The organism is Pseudomonas sp. XWY-1 (genome assembly GCF_002953115.1).
Classification (GTDB): domain Bacteria; phylum Pseudomonadota; class Gammaproteobacteria; order Pseudomonadales; family Pseudomonadaceae; genus Aquipseudomonas; species Aquipseudomonas alloputida.
In genome coordinates this window covers 2,947,711-2,963,862 of sequence record NZ_CP026332.1, presented here as the reverse complement: position 1 = coordinate 2,963,862, position 16,152 = coordinate 2,947,711, and the positions used below count along the sequence as shown (strand labels likewise).

Genomic DNA, 16,152 nt, shown 5'->3' with positions numbered 1-16,152 from the left:
GAGACAGCATGCAATCGCTTCCTGCATTCAAACGTGTAGTCACCGGCCACGATGCCGAGGGCCAGGCGGTCGTCGCCAGTTGCGGCCCGACACCGAACAACTTCCCACTCAAGGCGGTGCCTGGCACCCTGTTCTACGAAGTCTGGAACAGTGTCGGCGGCCCGGCGACCCTGGACAACGGCGATGATCCGACAGCGCAGCCGCTGCAATTGAGCCCTGGCCCGCTGGGCAGCGTGATTCGCGTGGTGGACATACCGCCCGACAGCGTGCAGAACCAGGTCAGTGCCGAAGATGCAGCCGCTGCCTTCGCCGAGATCGGCGAGGCGAGTGCCGGCACGGGCAAAGCCGATTCGAAGCACAAGCTGATGCACCGCACCGAAACCCTGGACTACGGCATCGTTACCGAGGGCGAGGTCTGGCTGGTGCTGGACGATGGCGAAGTCCACCTCAAACGGGGCGACATCGTGGTCCAGCGCGGTACCAACCATGCCTGGAGCAACCGCAGCGAACAGATGGCCCGGATGGTCTTCATCCTGCTCGATGGGCGTTATGCCGAGACGCTCAAGGAGCTGCTGCCATGAAGCTCGCCACGTTCGACGACGGCAGCCGTGATGGTCGCCTGCTGGTGGTGGCCCGTGACCTCGGGCATGCGGTCGATGCCAGCGACATCGCCACCAGCTTGCAGGTCGCACTGGAAAACTGGCCCCTGGTCGAAGCCCGCTTGCAGGCGCTGTATCAGCAGCTCAACGACAATGCGGTTGCGGGTGCCTTCGCGCTCGACCTCGCTCGACTGGCTGCGCCCCTGCCGCGTGCCAGCCAGTGGCTGGATGGCTCGTGCTTCCTCAGCCATGGCGCGTTGATGCAGAAGGCCTTCAACCTGGACCCGATCGAAGGCGTCGAGCACACCCCACTGATTTACCAGGGTGCCAGCGATGACTTTCTCGGGCCACTCGCGGACATACCCTTGCCCAGCGAGGCCCACGGCATCGACTTCGAGGGCGAGTTCGCGGTGTTGCTCGACGACGTACCCATGGGATGCCCGGCGGAGCAGGCCTTGCAGCATGTTCGCCTGATCCTGCAACTCAACGATGTCAGCCTGCGGGCCCTGGCACCGCGGGAAATGAAGACCGGCTTCGGCTTTCTCCAGGCCAAGCCCGCCAGCAGTTTCGCGCCCGTTGCGGTCACCCCGGACGAACTCGGCGAGGCCTGGCGCGACGGCCGGGTGCACTTGCCGCTGCACGTGCACTGGAACGGCGAGTGGTTCGGCCATCCCCATGGCGGCGCCATGCACTTCGGTTTCCACCAGTTGATTGCCCATGCGGCGCTGACGCGACGCTTGAGTGCGGGCACGCTACTCGGCTCCGGCACCGTGTCCAACGCCGAGCGCAGCGTGGGCTCGGCGTGCATCGCCGAGCGCCGCGCCATCGAAACCATCGCCTGCGGTGCGCCGCGCACGGCCTTCATGCGCTTTGGCGACCGGGTGCGCATGGAGGCTCGCGGGCCCGAGGGCGAGGTGCTGTTCGGGGCCATTGACCAGCGCGTGGTGCGGGGAGGCTGGCCATGCGAGTGATGGTCACCGGGGCCAATGGCTTCGTCGGGCGCCAGTTGGTGCAGCGCCTGCTGGACCTGGGCGAGCTGCGCGGGCGGCGAATCGAGGCATTGCTGGTGCTGGATCAGGCACTGGATGGCCTGCCCGAAGACGCGCGCCTGCGTCGTCATCACGGTAGCGTCACCGACGCGGCCTTGCTGCGTCGGGTGCTGGCTGACGGTGTCGACGTGGTCTTCCATCTCGTCAGCGTGCCTGGCGGCGCTGCCGAGGCGCAGTACGAACGGGGTTACCAGGTAAACCTGCAAGCAAGCCTGGAGCTACTCGACCAACTGCGTAATCCCCTCTGTCCACCGGTGCTGGTGTACGCCAGCAGCGTCGCGGTGTACGGCGGCAAGTTGCCGAAGCGCATGGACGAAGGCCAACCAGCGTCGCCGCAGCTGTCCTATGCGGCGCACAAACGCATGGTGGAGATCGCGTTGCAGGACCTTGCCCGCCGTGGCGAGGTTGACGGCCGCGCCTTGCGTTTGCCCGGTATCGTTGCTCGCCCGCGCGAGCCGAATGGTCTGCGCTCGGCGTTCATGAGCGACCTGTTGCACGCCTATGTGGCCGGGGAGGCCTACACCTGCCCGGTGTCACCCGAAGCGAGCGCCTGGTGGATGTCGGCCCGTTGTTGCGTGGACAACCTGTTGCACGCCGCCGAGCTGGAAGCGCCGGGCAGCCAGCGGGTTTGGCAACTGCCTGTGTTGCATTTGACCATCGCCCAGGTGCTGACCGGGCTGGCGGCTGTTGCTGGCGAGGCCAACCGTGAGCGCATCGCCTTCGCCCCCGATCCCCAGCTCGAAAGCCTGTTTGGCCGCTACCCACCGTTGCGTACCTCGTTCGCCCGCGAACTGGGCTTCTGCCACGACGGTTCAGTGGCCGGTCTGCTGCGTAATGCCCTCGACTTGCCGCCGCGCCACACCCGTCGCGCGGCCATCCGCAAAGGAATCCTCGTATGAGCTTGAACACACGTCGCTTGCTGGACCTGTCTGTCACCCTGGACAACAACCCTTACACTGATCCGCCACCTTTGCTGCCGAAGATCGATTATATGGATCATCAGCAGGGTTGGCCGGAAATGGCCGCGATGTTTCCCGGGTTGCGCAAGGAGGACCTGCCGGGCGACGAGTCCTGGGCGGCGGAGCGCCTGCAGATCACCACTCACAGCGGTACTCACATGGACGCGCCCTGGCACTACGCATCCACCACCGACGGTGGTAAGCCGGCCTTCGGCATCGACGAACTGCCGCTGGAGTGGTGCCTGCAGCCGGGGGTGAAGCTGGATTTTCGTCATTTGCCGGATGGCCACGTGGTCACTGCGGCGCAGGTCGAGGCTGAGCTTGCGCGTATTGGGCATGAGTTGCAGCCGCTGGACATCGTGCTTGTGAACACCCGCGCGGGCAGCTTGTTCGGCCAGCCTGGTTATCTCGAAGCAGGAGTGGGGATGGGCCGCGAGGCGACGTTGTACCTGCTGGAGCGCGGGGTGAGGGTGGTCGGTACCGATGCCTGGAGTTGGGATGCGCCATTCACGTTCACCCGCGAACGCTTCAGTGAAACGGGCGACGCCTCGATCATTTGGGAGGGCCATAAGGCCGGGCGTGATATCGGCTATGGGCAGATGGAGAAGCTGGCCAATCTGGAGCAGCTACCGGCGGATGGGTTTCTGGTAAGTTGCTTCCCTTACAAGATCCGGCATGCCTCAGCCGGCTTCGTCCGGGCGGTAGCGATCTTCGATTAGGGACAAAGCCGTGGGCCGAAAGGAGCGGGCGTGCGCAGCTGCCGTCAGCCGTTGGCCGTCGGGCAGCTGCGGGCGATGGTCAAACGTCCAGCACCAACCGGGCGCTGTGGCAGCCCGATACGCAGGGCGTTATCCATTCTCCGCTGTTGCGCTGGGCATCGCTGAGGTACTCATCGCGGTGATCAGGCGCCCCCTCGATGACCCGGCTGACACAGGCGCCGCAGATACCCATTCCACATGACACGGGTAGCTCCACGCCCGCCCGCGATGCCGCCTGTACCAAACTTTCGCCCGGTTGCACCTCGACCTGGAGACGACTGCGCTGTAGCACCAGCGTGCAGTGACGCTCGACGTGCAAGGTGGGCGCTGCAGCCTGGAAATGTTCGCGGTGAAGCGCCGTGGTTGGCCAGCCGCTTGCAAGCGCGACGCGTTCGACACACGCCATGAAACCGGCAGGACCACAGCAATAGAGGCTTGCGCTGCCGTCCCAGGCCGGCAGGTGTTCCTCCAGGTACCCGGCGATCATCGGGGCGCGCAAGCCTGCATGAACCTCGGTATTAGCATCGAGGTACTGGATAAAAGGCACCTGTTTGGCATCGCGGGTGAAAAACAGCAAGCGCACCGACCGACCTTGCGCTTGGCATTGCCGGTACATGGCGAGCAGTGGCGTGATTCCTATGCCTGCGGCCACCAAGACGACCTGTCCTGTGCCAGGTTGCAGGCTAAAGAGATTACGCGGCAGGCCCACCTCCACCCGGGCACCCAGCCGCAGGTGCTCGTGCAGCCATTGCGAGCCGCCGCGGGAGGCTTTTTCGCGCTTGATGCCCAGGTATACATGACCGTCCTCGGGCAGGCTGACCACTGAGTATTGGCGTACCACGCCATTGCCCAGGCGCAGGTCCACATGAGCACCGGGTGCCCAGTCGAAGGGCAGGGAAGCTGGACCCGGCGGGGCCAGTTCGACACCCAGCACGTCTTCGGCTTCGAGGCGCAGGGCCCGCACCTGCAGAGGTGTCCAGCTCATGCGCGTACCCCCGCGGCCTGTTGCAGATGAAGTACAGCCTGGCGTGCCTGGCTGCCCAATTCGGCGAGGTCCAGGCCAGGAATCGCATCGTTTTCCACGCTCAGGCGGCCGCCTACCAGCAATGCCCGCAGCGTCGGACGGCCACCGCCTACCACTGGCGCGATACCCAGATCGTGCAGACCGAAGTAGCGGGGTTGATCGAGGCGGTAGATCGCCAGGTCCGCCGCCATGCCGACCTGCAGCGTGCCGATGGCGTCCAGGCCCAGCACCTGGGCGCCACCTGCTGTGCCCCAGCGCACAACGTCCTCCACGCTGGTGACATGGGCACCACCCTCCAGATCGCCGCCAGCATGGCGGGCCATGGCGCGTTCGCCAGCCTTGGCCCTTTGCATCAGCCAGGCGGCGTGGGTTTCGCTGATCATGTCGCAGGCTTCGTTGGAGGCAGCGCCATCCACGCCGATCGAGACCGACATGCCTGCGGCCTCCATGGCAACGATATCTGCGATACCACTGCCAAGCCGGCCATTGCTTTGTGGGCAGTGGGCGATGCCGGTGCCGGTGGCGCCCAGCAGCTGGATTTCTTCGGCGCTCAGCTTGACCAGGTGCGCGAACCACACGTCCGGCCCGAGCCATTCCTGCTCCGCGCAGAACACCACGGGCGAGAGGCGGTGGCGATCATGGACTTCGTTCTGGTACTCCACGGTTTCGCTCAAATGGCTGTGCAGGCGGATGCCCAGGCGGCGTGCGGCGCGGGCGGTCTCGCGCAGGTGCTCGGGCGGCATGGAGTAGGGCGGGCTGGTCGGTGCCATTACCACACGGCGCCAGGCATCGTCGGCGGGATCATGGTAGACCTGTACCAAGCGCTGAACATCGTCCAGGTACTGCGTGAGGGTCTCAGGTCCGGCTGTCGCGGGGCCTTCAGCCTGACGTACCTGGGTTGCGCCGCCCCGGCAAAGGACGAAGCGCAGCCCCAGGCGCTCGGCTTCTTCGAAGAGGATCTGTGCGCTGTCGAAGGCCATGCCTGGCAAGTACAGGTAATGATGGTCGGCCACCGTGCTGCAGCCGGAACGGGCCAGTTCCACCAGCCCGACCCGGGCGGCCAAGCGAAAACTGTGCTCATCGAACAGCCCGCGATAGCGATAGGGCACGGCCCCCAACCAGGCACCGAGGCTCTGGTCGATGCCAGCGGGAATGCCCTTGAGCAAGGACTGGAACAGATGATGATGGGTGTTCACCCAGCCTGGATACACCACGCAATCGGTGGCATCGAGCACTTGCTCACCTGGTAACGGTTGCAGCGAGCCCAGGGCAGCGATACGCCCTTGGGTGATGCGGATGTCCGGCCCCACATGGCGCGCGGCGCCGCCACGCAGGCCAGTGAGGATGGCGCTGGCGTTACGGATCAGCCAGCTGTTGGTGTGATTCATGTTCGTCTCCATAGGCAGGATGGCGTTTTGCATGGAACTCAGCCCAGTTCGCTTTCGTGCCAGTGGCGCAGGCTCAACCGAGCCAGCAAAGCCATCAGGCTGAACAGCGCCACGCCGGTCAGGGCGATCAACACCAGGGCGGCGAATAGGCGGGGAATGTTGAGCTGGAATCCCGCTTGCAGGATCTGATACGCCAGGCCCGCGCCCGTGCCACCCGTACCGGCGACGAACTCGGCCACCACCGCGCCGATCAAGGCCAAGCCGCTGGCGATGCGCAGGCCAGCGAAAAAGCACGGTAAGGCGCTGGGAATGCGCAGGCGCAACAGCACTTGCCAGCGGCTGGCGCGGTTCAGGTGGAACAGGTTGAGCAGGCCAGGGTTGACGCTGCGCAGGCCCAGGACGGTGTTGGCGATGATCGGGAAGATCGCCACCAGCGTGGCGCAGATCACCAACGCCAAGGTCGTGTCGCTGCACCAGATGATGATCAACGGCGCGATGGCCACCACCGGCGTTACCTGCAGCAGGATCGCGTAGGGAAACAGACTGGCCTCCACGACGCGGCTCTGCACGAACACGAACGCCGCCAGCGTGCCGATGACCACGGCGAGGGCGAATGACAGGAAAGTGATCTTCAGGGTCATCCACAGTGCCCCCAGCAGCATCGGGCCATCGGCGACCAGGGTGCGGCCGATATCGGCTGGTGACGGTACCAGGTACACCGGGACTTTCCAGGCGATGCATGCCAGTTGCCAGACGCCGAGCAGCAAGGCGCCAACCAGTAATGGTGAAACGATGCGTAGTACAGAAGGGTGGCGTAGCCAGGGAGTAGAGGGTCGGCTCATGATGATGCTCTCAGGAAGGGTCGCCATTGGCCTGGGCCAGGAGTCGGGACAGGTGCGCGCATTGCTCGATGAACGCCGGTGAAGTGCGGTATGCCTCGTCGCGCTCCAGTGGGCCGTCGATGATTACATCGGCGATCACCCGACCGGGACGCGCGCCCATCACGATCACCCGCGAAGACAGGTACACCGCCTCGAAGATGCTGTGGGTCACGAATACCACCGTCAGGTCGCGCTGGAGCCAGAGCTGGCGCAGGTCGCTATCGAGCTTGTTGCGGGTGAACTCGTCCAGAGCGCCGAAGGGTTCGTCCATCAGCAGCAGATTGGGTTCGGTGGCTAATGCCCGGGCAATGGAGGCGCGCATCTGCATACCGCCGGAGAGCTCCCGCGGGTAAACGTCGCCGAACTTGCCCAGCCCCACCAGTTCCAGGGCGGCTTGCACCTTGGGCTGGCTCTGGGCCTTGGGGGCGCCAGCCAAGTCCAGGGGCAAGCGCACGTTGTCGTGCACTTTGGCCCATGGCATCAGGGTGGCTTCCTGGAACACCATGGCCAGGCTGCGCCCCGGTGTGCCTGCGTGGTGGTCCGTACCCGGGGCATCCTTGCCCCACCAGCGCACATGGCCGGCGGAGGGCTGTTCGAGCCCGGCGAACATTTTCAGCAGGGTGCTTTTGCCACACCCCGACGGGCCCAAGAGCGAGACGAACTCGCCGCGTTCGATCGCCAGTTTCACGCGGCTCAAGGCATGGGTGCCATTGCTGTAGGTTTTTTCCACCTGATTGGCGAACAAAGGGGTGTCCACACCGATGGTGTTCGGCAGGGCCTGCGGCTGGACGTCGGCCTTGGATAGGGTCTGCATCAACATAGCGCTCTCCCCGTGGGTCATGAGCGGTGGTGTATGCCCCGGCGCACCGGGGCGTTGGGCAAGTGTCAGTGGCTGAGGAACACTTCGCTCTCGCCATGGGCTTCAAGCAGACCCAGTAGTTGCCGACGGATAACCAACCCGGGCTTGTCCGATGGCATGTGCAGTTCCACCCTGCGGCGGGTGTCGACACAGGCGTCAGGATCGGTGGCCTCCAGGATGTCGCGGTCTTCGGCTGTGATCGCCGCGTCCCAGTCGATCAGTTCCTGGGTCGAGCATTGCTCTTCGCTGTCGTTGCGATACAACCACTGCACGAGCATCAGTCGGTTGTCGTCGATGGGCGTGGCGCAGTTGTAGATGATGTGATGGATGCCGCTGTCCGGATACATGCAGCCAAAGCGCCGGGAGAAGGGCAGGTAATAGCGGTTGAGCAAGTGCCGCTGGGTGATTGGCTCGGTGGTACCGGTGATACGGAAGCTTGCCTCGGGGTTGCGGATCGGCACGCGGGTCTCGGCTTCGAAGCCATAATCGGTTTCGCGAAACTCGTAACTGGCAGGTTGCGGCTGGTCGAACAAGCCGAAATTGGCCTTGTGCACGAAGGAAAAGTGCGAGTTGTCGAAGGAGTTCTCCATGACCCGCAGCGGGCTGGTCTTCCACTCTTCGTAAAACTGGAAGATGCGTCGGTAACCGGGGGCGCCGTCTTCCGGGAACTCAGGGATCGGTTGTAGCGGGTCGTCCAGGCTGACCCAGGCATAGCCGTACTTTTCCTGGCAGTGATAAGCCTTCACCGCGGCACCCGGAGGTATAGCGCCGGTGGGATTCTGCGGGATCTTCACGCACGTGCCGGTGCAGTCGTATTCCCAGCCGTGATACCCGCAGGCGATATTGCCCTCAGCACTGACGAAGCCTTTGGACAGTTTGGCGGTGCGGTGGCAGCAGCGGTCCCGCATTGCCACCGGGGTACCATCGGGACGCTTCCACAACACCAGCGCTTCACCCAGCAGGGTGAATGGTTTGGGGCCGTCTTCGAGGGCTGTCATGGGGAGCAGGGCATACCAGAAACGGCGCAATACAGGTTGTTTGGTAACCAACATAATCAGGATTCCTCACAGCGTTGAGCTTGTTATGGTGTTCAGCGGCTGCCGACCTGCTCGGCCTCAGGGAGTACCTTCAGGTCTTGCACAAAGCGCGTGGTATACGCGTTGCGCCAAGGTGCGTCGGGACCGAGCAGACCCGCCTCGACCATGAAGTCGCGGGTCGCTTGCCAGCGGCTGTCAGTCATGGTGCCGATCCCCTGGGTTGCGGCCTCTCCACCGGTGATCAGGCGGTACTGCTTGAGGGTCGAGACGCCCCAGGCCAGCAGTTCATCGGTCATGTTGGGGTTGTCGCGCTTGATCAGTGCATTGCCGGCGCTGGGGTCATCCAGATAGCGCTTCCAACCCTCCATGGATGCGCGCACGAAACCTGCTACCCGCTCCGGGTGCTGAGCGATGATGTCTTGACGGGTGACCACGGTGGAACCGTAGGGTGGATAACCGGCATCTGCGAAGAGGAAAAAGTTAGGGGTCACGCCTGCCTTTATCGCCTGGAACAGTTCCGAGCTGGCATACGCCTGTTGTGTGGTTTGCGGGTCGGCTAGAAAGGGTTGCAGGTTGAAGGTGTAGGGCCGCGCCTGGTTGTCAGCCAATTGGTATTTACCCTTCAGCCAAGGCCACCAGGTTTGCTGGCCCGACGTGGAGACCAGCACAGGCTTGCCGCCAAGCCCATCAAGTCCGCTGACGTCTGCGTGGGTCATCAACCCTTGCGGGTCTCCCTGGAAGGGCGCAGCCACTGCGACCACTGGTAGGCCTTGCTCGACACTTTTTAGAATCTGCAGGTCATAGTTGACGATGAAATCAGCTTGCTTGCTGACCAGCAGTTGCATGCCATTGACCTGTGGTCCACCCATGCGGATGGACACATCCAGGCCTTCCTTTTCGTACAACCCATCGGCCAGTGCCTGGTAGAAGCCGCCCTGTTCGGCCTGAGCATACCAGGAGGTCAGCAACACGACTTTGTCACCAGCGATCGCCAGCGGAGCGATCGTCAGCGTGGTGGGGAGCAACGCTGCTGCCAACAGCGAGCGTAGCGGGCGAGCCAAGGCAAAACGCGTTTTCATCATGTGTTCTTCACCCCGATTCAAAAACCGCCGTGCGCCTGATAGCGCGACAGCGAAGGAGCCGGGCGGAGAGAACGTGGGAAGAGAATGGCGTCGCGAAGCAAAAGGGCGTGAACTGGCGACTGACATTGCTCTCTTGCCCGGGGCTGCCATAGCCTCGTTCAAACATCCGCTCGGATGTACGCCCCGAAGGACGCAAGAGCAATGCCCCATGCCATGCCTGGCACTGACCGCTTCTACTCGCTGATACAAGAAGCCAGAAGCATGCCAATTTCATGAAACCGCTGACTTTGCGGTGTAGCGACCCGCACCCGAGGGGGCCGGCACTGACGCGTGAATTGAGAAGGTGCAGAACGTACCGATTGAGCACTAATAAAGTGCGCAATGTTCTGATGCGATGGTGTTCACTGATGCTTGGGATTGCTCACAATAAGCAATTTACGTGTATCCGATTAGTTGGCACGCGCCCTGCTTTGCGCTAACTCGAGTAGAAGCGGTCAGTGCCCAAAGATGGCATGGGACATTGCTCTGGCGGCCTTGCGCCGCTCCCCCGGCAAGGGTGGCGCCTCGGCATGAGCCGGGGCCAGAGGAGAGGTCGTCCGCTGCTGCATCCCCTTGCTGGCGAAAACCAACAATCACGACCCAAGGGATGCAAATGAAACCGAACGCTCTTTCCTGGCTGCTTCACAGCGTCGTCCCACTCTGCGCGTTGGCCACTGGCAGTGCCCAGGCGAATCCGCTGATGTGGAGCAACAACAGCCTCAGCTACCTCTACGGTCACGGTTATAAAGTCGATGGCACCGGCAACGATATCCAGCAAACCATCACCTTCGAGCACGCCAGTGGCTGGACGTGGGGCGACATGTTCTTGTTCGTCGATAACAAGTGGTCCAACGGCTTGTCGGGCAACGATGGCTACACCTATTACGGCGAGTTTTCACCGCGACTGTCGCTCGGCAAGATCAGTGGTCACCGTCTCAGCTATGGCATCGTCAAGGATGTGTTGATCGCTGCCACCTATGAGCGCGGAGAAGGGCGCAATCGAAAGTACCTGCTTGGGCCCGCTGTTGACCTGAACCTGCCTGGATTTGATCGTTTTTCACTCAACACTTACTACCGCAAGCCCGATGGGGTAACCGGTAAAGCGTCTGGACAGTGGCAGATCAACCCGACCTGGGCCATGACGATACCGCTCGGCCGCTCAGACATTTTGTTCGACGGTTATCTGGAGTGGTACGTCAATGATGTGGGGACGAAGGGTACCTCGAACTACGTAGCCAAGAGTTTCCACTTCAACCCCCAGATCAAGTACGACGTCGGTAAGGCGATGGGGCAAGCGCCGGCGCGTTTCTATGCCGGGATCGAATGGGACTATTGGTCCGACAAATATGGCATCGAAGACAGCCACGGCTTTCCGACCGATCAGAACGCGTTGAGTGCATTGATCAAGGTGCATTTCTAATGTGATGTTTCAGACCCACCACTGAGTATCTGGTACAGGCTCCGTTGATCATCACTCATCAAGCGTTGTGTATCGACGAGAGCCGACCAGCAACGGTTATTACCGTTGTAACGCGTCTGGTTCGAAAGCTTTCGGCCGTCCAGGCCCGCTTTCGATCCAGCGCGTCGTTTCAGATACCACCGTGGATACGGTTCAAAGCACCCTGAAACCATGAGTGCCATCGCGCTCAAGCTGCGCAATCAGGCCAAATTCCCAGTCCAGGTAGCCCTGCATCGCCTCGTGTGGGTTGTCTGTGCCTTCATAGGGACGCCGGTAGCGATCGCTGCGCGGTACGGCAAGGCGGGCCTCACCGCCTTCCAATCGAAGACCGGCGGCGATCCAGCGTGCGGTGCCTCCTGCGAGCACGTAAACCGGCGTGCGGGTCAGCGTCTGCAGGTCGCGCGCGGCGAAACGCGCCAGCAGGCTGCTGCCACAGGTCAACACATAACGGCGGGCCTCGGGCGGCCGTTCCAGGGCGTCGGCCAGCTGGGCACGGATCGCCCAGTACGCGCCCGGGATATGGCGCTTGACGTAATTGGCACTGGCGGTGAAGTCCAGTACTACGGTGCCGTCTTCCTGCAGCCAGCTGGCCAGTTGCTCGACGGTTATTTCGCTGGCCTCCGGCAATTCGGGCAGCGGCGGTTGCCATTCGCCCCGGTCGCTGAAGTCCGCTGCAGTCAGCCCGTCGACCACAGCGACTTGCCAGCCCATCTGTGCCAGCCACGAGGCGCTCATGTTGGCGCGCACGCCATCGTCGTCCACCAGCGCGATGCGCGCCCCGCGCACACTGGCGACGTGGTCGGTCTCTTGAACCAGTTGCCCGCCGGGCACCGGGCGGCTGCCCGGCAGATGACCGGCGCTGTATTCCTCGGTCGTACGCACATCGAACAGGTAGAGGGTGCGCTGCGTGTCGGCCTGCCACTGGCCCAGCCCGGCGCGGTCCAGGCGCAGCACGCCGGCGCGGTCTGCTACCGCCCGGGCCTGGCCGGCGGCGTTGGCGCGGGTAACCGCAGTGACCTCGGCAAAGCGGCGGTCCTGACCATGAGCCAGTTGCTGCCCCGCCAGGGTCCAGCCGATGGTGCCATTGCGCAGGGCCGCCACCGGATTGGGAATGCCGGCATTGATCAGCGACTGGGTGCCGATGATGCTACGGGTGCGCCCGGCACAGTTGACGATCACCTGGGTCGCCGGGTCAGGCGCCAGTTCTGCCACGCGCAGCACCAGTTCGGCGCCAGGCACGCTGATGCCGCCGGGGATGCTCATGGTCTGGTATTCGTCGAAACGGCGGGCATCGAGGACCACCACATTGGCCTGTCCATCAAGCAGCGCCTTGACCTGTTCGGCAGCCAGCGAAGGCGTGTGGCGCACGCTCTCCACCAGTTCGCCGAAAGCTTTGCTTGGCACGTTGACATCACGAAACAACTCGCCGCCCGCAGCGCGCCAGCCGGCAAGGCCGCCATCAAGCACGGCAACATTGACGTAGCCCAAGGCCAGTAAGCGCTGCGCGGCGACAGGGGCGAGCCCCTCACCGTCATCGTAGACGGTGAGGGCGGTGTCCCGCCGGGGAACGCGGGCGAAGATTTCCAGCTCCAGTTTCGACAGGGGTATGTTGGCCGCGAACAGCGGATGGGCCTGGGCGAAAGGGTCTTCTTCGCGTACGTCGATCAGGGCCAGCTCCTCCTTGGCCAGTAAAGCACGGCGGATGTCGTGGTAACGGCGGGTGGTGACGGTGCTCATGGGGCAGGGTTCTCTTTGGACAGGTCCCAGATGTTTGGCAGGCGGGTATTGGAATAGCCGGAGACAAACGGTTTTTCGCTGCCGTCCAAGGCGTACACCGCGCGCTTGACGGCGCCGATGTTGCCGCCATAGACGTGAATGCTGATCGATACCTGGTCGGCGAACGCATTGCTCACCTGATGAATGTCGCCGATGCGCGGCGACACCGCTTCCACCTGGCCGGGCACCAGACGGATGGGGGCCCCCTCTGGCAACAAAGCGCCCCTGGCGTTACGCACGAAGCCCTGAGCGTGCTCGGCACCGCGCAGCATGCCGATCAGCCCCCAGACCCGGTGGTCGTGGATCGGTGTTTGCTGCCCCGGGCCCCAGACGAAGCTCACCACCGAGAAACGTTGGCGCGAGTCGCAGTGCAGCAGGTATTGCTGATAGCGCTGCGGGTCGGGCTGGGCGAGGTCGTCCGGCAGCCAGTCGTCATGGGCGACCAGCTCGGCCAGCAGGCCTTGGCCTGCGTCGAGCAGGGTGGCTTCGTCAGGCTGTTGGTCAAGCAGCGTGGCGAGGTGGTCGATGAAGTGGCGCAAGCGCTGCGGGCGCAGGGGGTCGGTCATGGTTCAGGCTCTGCTCTCAGGTTTCAGTTAACCCTAGCAAACCTTTTTTCTATTCTCAAAATGCAAAATAAACATAAGCTAATATGCAAAATATGCATTTACAGATTGGACCGTTTGTTTTGAAATTGCCGCAGCGAAAGGCATGAGGATATACCCAACGTGCATTTCACAGGATGAGTAACACTGATTAGATTATAAAGAATACTCCGTTAATACCTCGGAGCTATAAACAATCACAGACGAGACCGCACGCGCGGATCGCCTCACATGCCCCAAGCGGGTATCTGGAGACGAACGTGCGTTACTTCAAACAGCTGGCCGCCACCGTGTTGGCCACCACTTTCAGCCTTACCGCCGCCGCCCAGACCCTGGTGGTCGGTGACCAGAGTTACAACGCTCGTGCAGTGATGGAAGCCGCCGGCGTGCTAGAACAACTGCCTTACACCCTGGAGTGGAAGCAGTTCACCGCAGGCTCCCCGGTGGCCGAAGCGCTCAACGTCGGCAGTCTCGATATTGGCCTGCTGGGCGACGCGCCGCCCCTGTTCCTCGGTGCCTTGGGGGCGCCGATCAAGGTGATTGCGGTCAGCCGGCAGAACCTCGAAGGCGTGGCCATCCTGGCGCGCAAGGATTCGCCGATCCATAGCCTGCAGGACCTGCGCGGCAAACGCGCGGCCATCTGGAAAGGCTCGTGGAGCCAGCAATTGCTGTTCAGTGCCCTGGACAAGGCCGGGTTGCCGCGTGATGCCGTGGAGCTGCGTTACCTCAGTGCGCTGGATGCATCCCACGCCTTGGACGGTGGATCGGTGGATGTGATCGCCACCTGGGAGCCTTACGTCACTCAACAGGAGCGGCAAGGCGCCCGGGTGCTGGCCACCGCCGATGGGGTAATCCCGGCGCAGAGCTTCGTGGTCGCCAACAGCAAGGCGGTGGAACTCAAGCGTGCGCAGATCGCCGATTTCCTCCAGCGCCTGAAAAAGGCCCGTGACTGGACCCTGAGTGCCCCTGCCAATACCGAGGCCTACGCCGACGCGTGGGCCAAGCTCACCCGTGCTGATCGCGACATCGCCCGTGCCTGGTTCGCCCGTGCACGCACCGACCTCGCGCCGCTGGACCCGCAGGTGATCGCCGATGCGCAGAAAACCGTGGACTTCTTCTCCGGTCTCGGGCTGATCAAGGCATACCCGGCGCAAAGCCTGTTCGATACCTCGTTCAACGCAGCATTCGGCAATAACTAGGCCGCTGCGCAAGGACCGCGTCGGCATTCAGATATGGACCATCCAACAGGAACTCCCATGAGCAAACGACAGATCAAACTTGGCGCCCTGACCATGGGCAGTGGCGGCCCGGGCCGGCACAACCTGTGGCTCGACCCCGAACTGCCCGCCGACGCCAGCGTGAACATCGACTGGTACATCGCCATCGCCCGGCAGGCGGAAGCCGCGTTGTTCGACCTGATGTTCATCGTCGACAGCCAGTTCATCACCCCCGGCTCTCCTTCGCACTATCTCAATCGGCTGGAACCGTTGACCCTGCTCTCGGCTCTGGCGGTCAGCACCCGCCATATCGGCCTGGTGGGTACCCTTACCACTTCTTACAACGCGCCCTTCAACGTCGCCCGCCGCCTGGCTTCGCTGGACCTGATCAGCAAGGGCCGTGCAGGGTGGAACGTGGTCACCAGCGGCGATGCCGGCACTGCCGGTAACTACGGGCTCGACGAGCATTACGACTACGACACCCGTTACGCCCGTGCCGAGGAGCATGTGCAAGTCGTCCAGGGGCTGTGGCAGTCGTATGAAGACGGTGCTTTCCCCCGTGATCGGGCCAGTGGCCGGTTCCTCGACCCGACCAAGCTGCATGCGCTCAACCACAAGGGTAAGCATTTCTCGGTCGTCGGCCCGCTCAACATCCAGCGCTCGCCCCAAGGGCAGCCGGTGATCTTCCAGGCGGGCGATTCCGAACAAGGCCGAGCGCTCGGGGCCGCCACGGCTGATGTGGTGTTCACCCACGCCGCCAGCATCGAGCAGGGCCAGGCCTTCTACCGCAACATCAAACGCCGCGCCGCGCGCCTGGGTCGCGACCCGGAGCAGTTGCTGGTATTGCCCGGCGCGGAGATCTACGTGGGTGACAACGACGCCCACGCCCGTGAGATCGAGCACCATTACCATCAGGCCGACCACAGTTTCGAACTGGCGTTGAAGGAATTCGGGCGCAACTTCGGCTGGCATGATTTCAGCCAGTACGACCTGGATGCCCCGTTCCCGCAAGAGAGCCTGGAGTTTGCACGGAGCAGCTTTTTCACGAATGCCAAGCGTATTGCCGACCAGGCGCGGGACAAGGCCTTCAGTCTGCGTCAGGCTGTTGAGTTTGGCCGTCAGTTACGGCCAGGGGCCTTCGTTGGTTCGGCCGAAACCGTGGCGGCGAAGATGGCCGAGTGGTTCGAAGCGCGGGCGCTGGATGGGTTCAATATCTACATTGGTCATCCTGGCCAGTTCCGGCGGTTTACCGAAGAAGTGGTACCGTTGCTGCAGGCACGTGGGGTGTATCGCACGGCGTATGAGGGCACGACCCTTCGGGAAAGCTTGGGGTTGGCGATACCGCGGTCTGGCCGCTAGATCGCCTGGGCCGGCCTCTTCGCGGCTAACAACCGTTCCTACAGGGATCTTCAATCACCTGTAG

General features: G+C 63.1%; 15 protein-coding genes. 7 read left to right on the top strand and 8 right to left on the bottom strand.

Annotation, left to right across the window (positions count from 1 at the left end; genetic code table 11):
- Positions 1 to 8 precede the first annotated feature (8 nt).
- The 4 genes from PRJ_RS13785 to PRJ_RS13770 are packed head-to-tail and all read left to right on the top strand — an operon-like array spanning position 9 to position 3,326.
- The gene (locus PRJ_RS13785) at positions 9 to 581 is read left to right on the top strand and encodes a cupin domain-containing protein (protein WP_104961698.1); all 573 of its coding nucleotides are present in this window, start codon (positions 9 to 11) and stop codon (positions 579 to 581) included.
- Positions 578 to 1,570, top strand: coding sequence for a fumarylacetoacetate hydrolase family protein (locus PRJ_RS13780; protein WP_104961697.1), 993 nt, complete (start codon positions 578 to 580; stop codon positions 1,568 to 1,570). Before PRJ_RS13785 ends, PRJ_RS13780 begins: the two co-directional genes overlap by 4 nt.
- Positions 1,561 to 2,547 carry an NAD-dependent epimerase/dehydratase family protein gene (locus PRJ_RS13775; RefSeq protein WP_104961696.1) on the top strand — a complete coding sequence of 329 codons (987 nt, stop codon included), beginning with the start codon at positions 1,561 to 1,563 and terminating at the stop codon, positions 2,545 to 2,547. Before PRJ_RS13780 ends, PRJ_RS13775 begins: the two co-directional genes overlap by 10 nt.
- Positions 2,544 to 3,326, top strand: a complete 783-nt coding sequence (locus PRJ_RS13770) for a cyclase family protein (protein WP_104961695.1) — start codon at positions 2,544 to 2,546, stop codon at positions 3,324 to 3,326. The genes PRJ_RS13775 and PRJ_RS13770 overlap by 4 nt, the downstream gene beginning before the upstream one ends.
- 79 nt (positions 3,327 to 3,405) lie before the next feature.
- Here PRJ_RS13770 and PRJ_RS13765 read toward each other — a convergent pair whose 3' ends face one another.
- The 6 genes from PRJ_RS13765 to PRJ_RS13740 form a co-directional block, all read right to left on the bottom strand.
- Positions 3,406 to 4,350: a PDR/VanB family oxidoreductase gene (locus PRJ_RS13765; RefSeq protein ID WP_104961694.1), complete on the bottom strand. Its 945-nt coding sequence runs from the start codon at positions 4,348 to 4,350 to the stop codon at positions 3,406 to 3,408.
- Positions 4,347 to 5,777 carry an amidohydrolase family protein gene (locus tag PRJ_RS13760; protein ID WP_104961693.1) on the bottom strand — a complete coding sequence of 477 codons (1,431 nt, stop codon included), beginning with the start codon at positions 5,775 to 5,777 and terminating at the stop codon, positions 4,347 to 4,349. Before PRJ_RS13760 ends, PRJ_RS13765 begins: the two co-directional genes overlap by 4 nt.
- Before the next feature lie 38 nt (positions 5,778 to 5,815).
- Positions 5,816 to 6,544, bottom strand: a complete 729-nt coding sequence (locus tag PRJ_RS13755; RefSeq protein ID WP_014862030.1) for an ABC transporter permease — start codon at positions 6,542 to 6,544, stop codon at positions 5,816 to 5,818.
- An 85-nt stretch (positions 6,545 to 6,629) separates the two neighbouring features.
- Positions 6,630 to 7,478, bottom strand: coding sequence for an ABC transporter ATP-binding protein (locus PRJ_RS13750; RefSeq protein ID WP_104961692.1), 849 nt, complete (start codon positions 7,476 to 7,478; stop codon positions 6,630 to 6,632).
- 65 nt (positions 7,479 to 7,543) lie between these two features.
- Positions 7,544 to 8,569 (bottom strand): aromatic ring-hydroxylating dioxygenase subunit alpha, encoded by a 1,026-nt coding sequence (locus tag PRJ_RS13745; protein WP_020192292.1) that lies wholly within the window; start codon positions 8,567 to 8,569, stop codon positions 7,544 to 7,546.
- Positions 8,570 to 8,607: 38 nt separating this feature from the next.
- Positions 8,608 to 9,633 (bottom strand): ABC transporter substrate-binding protein, encoded by a 1,026-nt coding sequence (locus PRJ_RS13740; RefSeq protein WP_104961691.1) that lies wholly within the window; start codon positions 9,631 to 9,633, stop codon positions 8,608 to 8,610.
- 655 nt (positions 9,634 to 10,288) lie between these two features.
- Here PRJ_RS13740 and PRJ_RS13735 point away from each other — a divergent pair.
- Positions 10,289 to 11,095, top strand: a complete 807-nt coding sequence (locus PRJ_RS13735; RefSeq protein ID WP_177410027.1) for a hypothetical protein — start codon at positions 10,289 to 10,291, stop codon at positions 11,093 to 11,095.
- A 192-nt stretch (positions 11,096 to 11,287) separates the two neighbouring features.
- Here PRJ_RS13735 and PRJ_RS13730 read toward each other — a convergent pair whose 3' ends face one another.
- Both PRJ_RS13730 and PRJ_RS13725 read right to left on the bottom strand, forming a co-directional pair.
- The gene (locus PRJ_RS13730) at positions 11,288 to 12,871 is read right to left on the bottom strand and encodes a rhodanese-related sulfurtransferase (protein WP_104961690.1); all 1,584 of its coding nucleotides are present in this window, start codon (positions 12,869 to 12,871) and stop codon (positions 11,288 to 11,290) included.
- On the bottom strand, positions 12,868 to 13,476 hold the full coding sequence (locus PRJ_RS13725) for a cysteine dioxygenase (RefSeq protein ID WP_104961689.1): 609 nt from the start codon (positions 13,474 to 13,476) through the stop codon (positions 12,868 to 12,870). Before PRJ_RS13725 ends, PRJ_RS13730 begins: the two co-directional genes overlap by 4 nt.
- A gap of 296 nt (positions 13,477 to 13,772) precedes the next feature.
- On the opposite strand from PRJ_RS13725, the gene PRJ_RS13720 reads away from it, so the two are divergent.
- Together PRJ_RS13720 and PRJ_RS13715 are read left to right on the top strand one after the other, a co-directional pair.
- Complete coding sequence (locus PRJ_RS13720) at positions 13,773 to 14,711, top strand: ABC transporter substrate-binding protein (protein ID WP_104961688.1); 939 nt, start codon at positions 13,773 to 13,775, stop codon at positions 14,709 to 14,711.
- Positions 14,712 to 14,768: 57 nt separating this feature from the next.
- Positions 14,769 to 16,088, top strand: a complete 1,320-nt coding sequence (locus PRJ_RS13715; protein ID WP_104961687.1) for an LLM class flavin-dependent oxidoreductase — start codon at positions 14,769 to 14,771, stop codon at positions 16,086 to 16,088.
- Positions 16,089 to 16,152: the final 64 nt, after the last annotated feature.

Excerpts from the sequence above, each read along its gene's own strand:
- PRJ_RS13780 (WP_104961697.1), top strand. The coding sequence starts at position 578 with ATGAAGCTCGCCACGTTCGACGACGGCAGCCGTGATGGTCGCCTGCTG.
- PRJ_RS13715 (WP_104961687.1), top strand. The coding sequence starts at position 14,769 with ATGAGCAAACGACAGATCAAACTTGGCGCCCTGACCATGGGCAGTGGC.
- PRJ_RS13760 (WP_104961693.1), bottom strand. The coding sequence starts at position 5,777 with ATGAATCACACCAACAGCTGGCTGATCCGTAACGCCAGCGCCATCCTC.
- PRJ_RS13740 (WP_104961691.1), bottom strand. The coding sequence starts at position 9,633 with ATGAAAACGCGTTTTGCCTTGGCTCGCCCGCTACGCTCGCTGTTGGCA.
- PRJ_RS13785 (WP_104961698.1), top strand. The coding sequence starts at position 9 with ATGCAATCGCTTCCTGCATTCAAACGTGTAGTCACCGGCCACGATGCC.
- PRJ_RS13750 (WP_104961692.1), bottom strand. The coding sequence starts at position 7,478 with ATGTTGATGCAGACCCTATCCAAGGCCGACGTCCAGCCGCAGGCCCTG.
- PRJ_RS13770 (WP_104961695.1), top strand. The coding sequence starts at position 2,544 with ATGAGCTTGAACACACGTCGCTTGCTGGACCTGTCTGTCACCCTGGAC.
- PRJ_RS13725 (WP_104961689.1), bottom strand. The coding sequence starts at position 13,476 with ATGACCGACCCCCTGCGCCCGCAGCGCTTGCGCCACTTCATCGACCAC.
- PRJ_RS13775 (WP_104961696.1), top strand. The coding sequence starts at position 1,561 with ATGCGAGTGATGGTCACCGGGGCCAATGGCTTCGTCGGGCGCCAGTTG.
- PRJ_RS13765 (WP_104961694.1), bottom strand. The coding sequence starts at position 4,350 with ATGAGCTGGACACCTCTGCAGGTGCGGGCCCTGCGCCTCGAAGCCGAA.
- PRJ_RS13745 (WP_020192292.1), bottom strand. The coding sequence starts at position 8,569 with ATGTTGGTTACCAAACAACCTGTATTGCGCCGTTTCTGGTATGCCCTG.
- PRJ_RS13730 (WP_104961690.1), bottom strand. The coding sequence starts at position 12,871 with ATGAGCACCGTCACCACCCGCCGTTACCACGACATCCGCCGTGCTTTA.
- PRJ_RS13735 (WP_177410027.1), top strand. The coding sequence starts at position 10,289 with ATGAAACCGAACGCTCTTTCCTGGCTGCTTCACAGCGTCGTCCCACTC.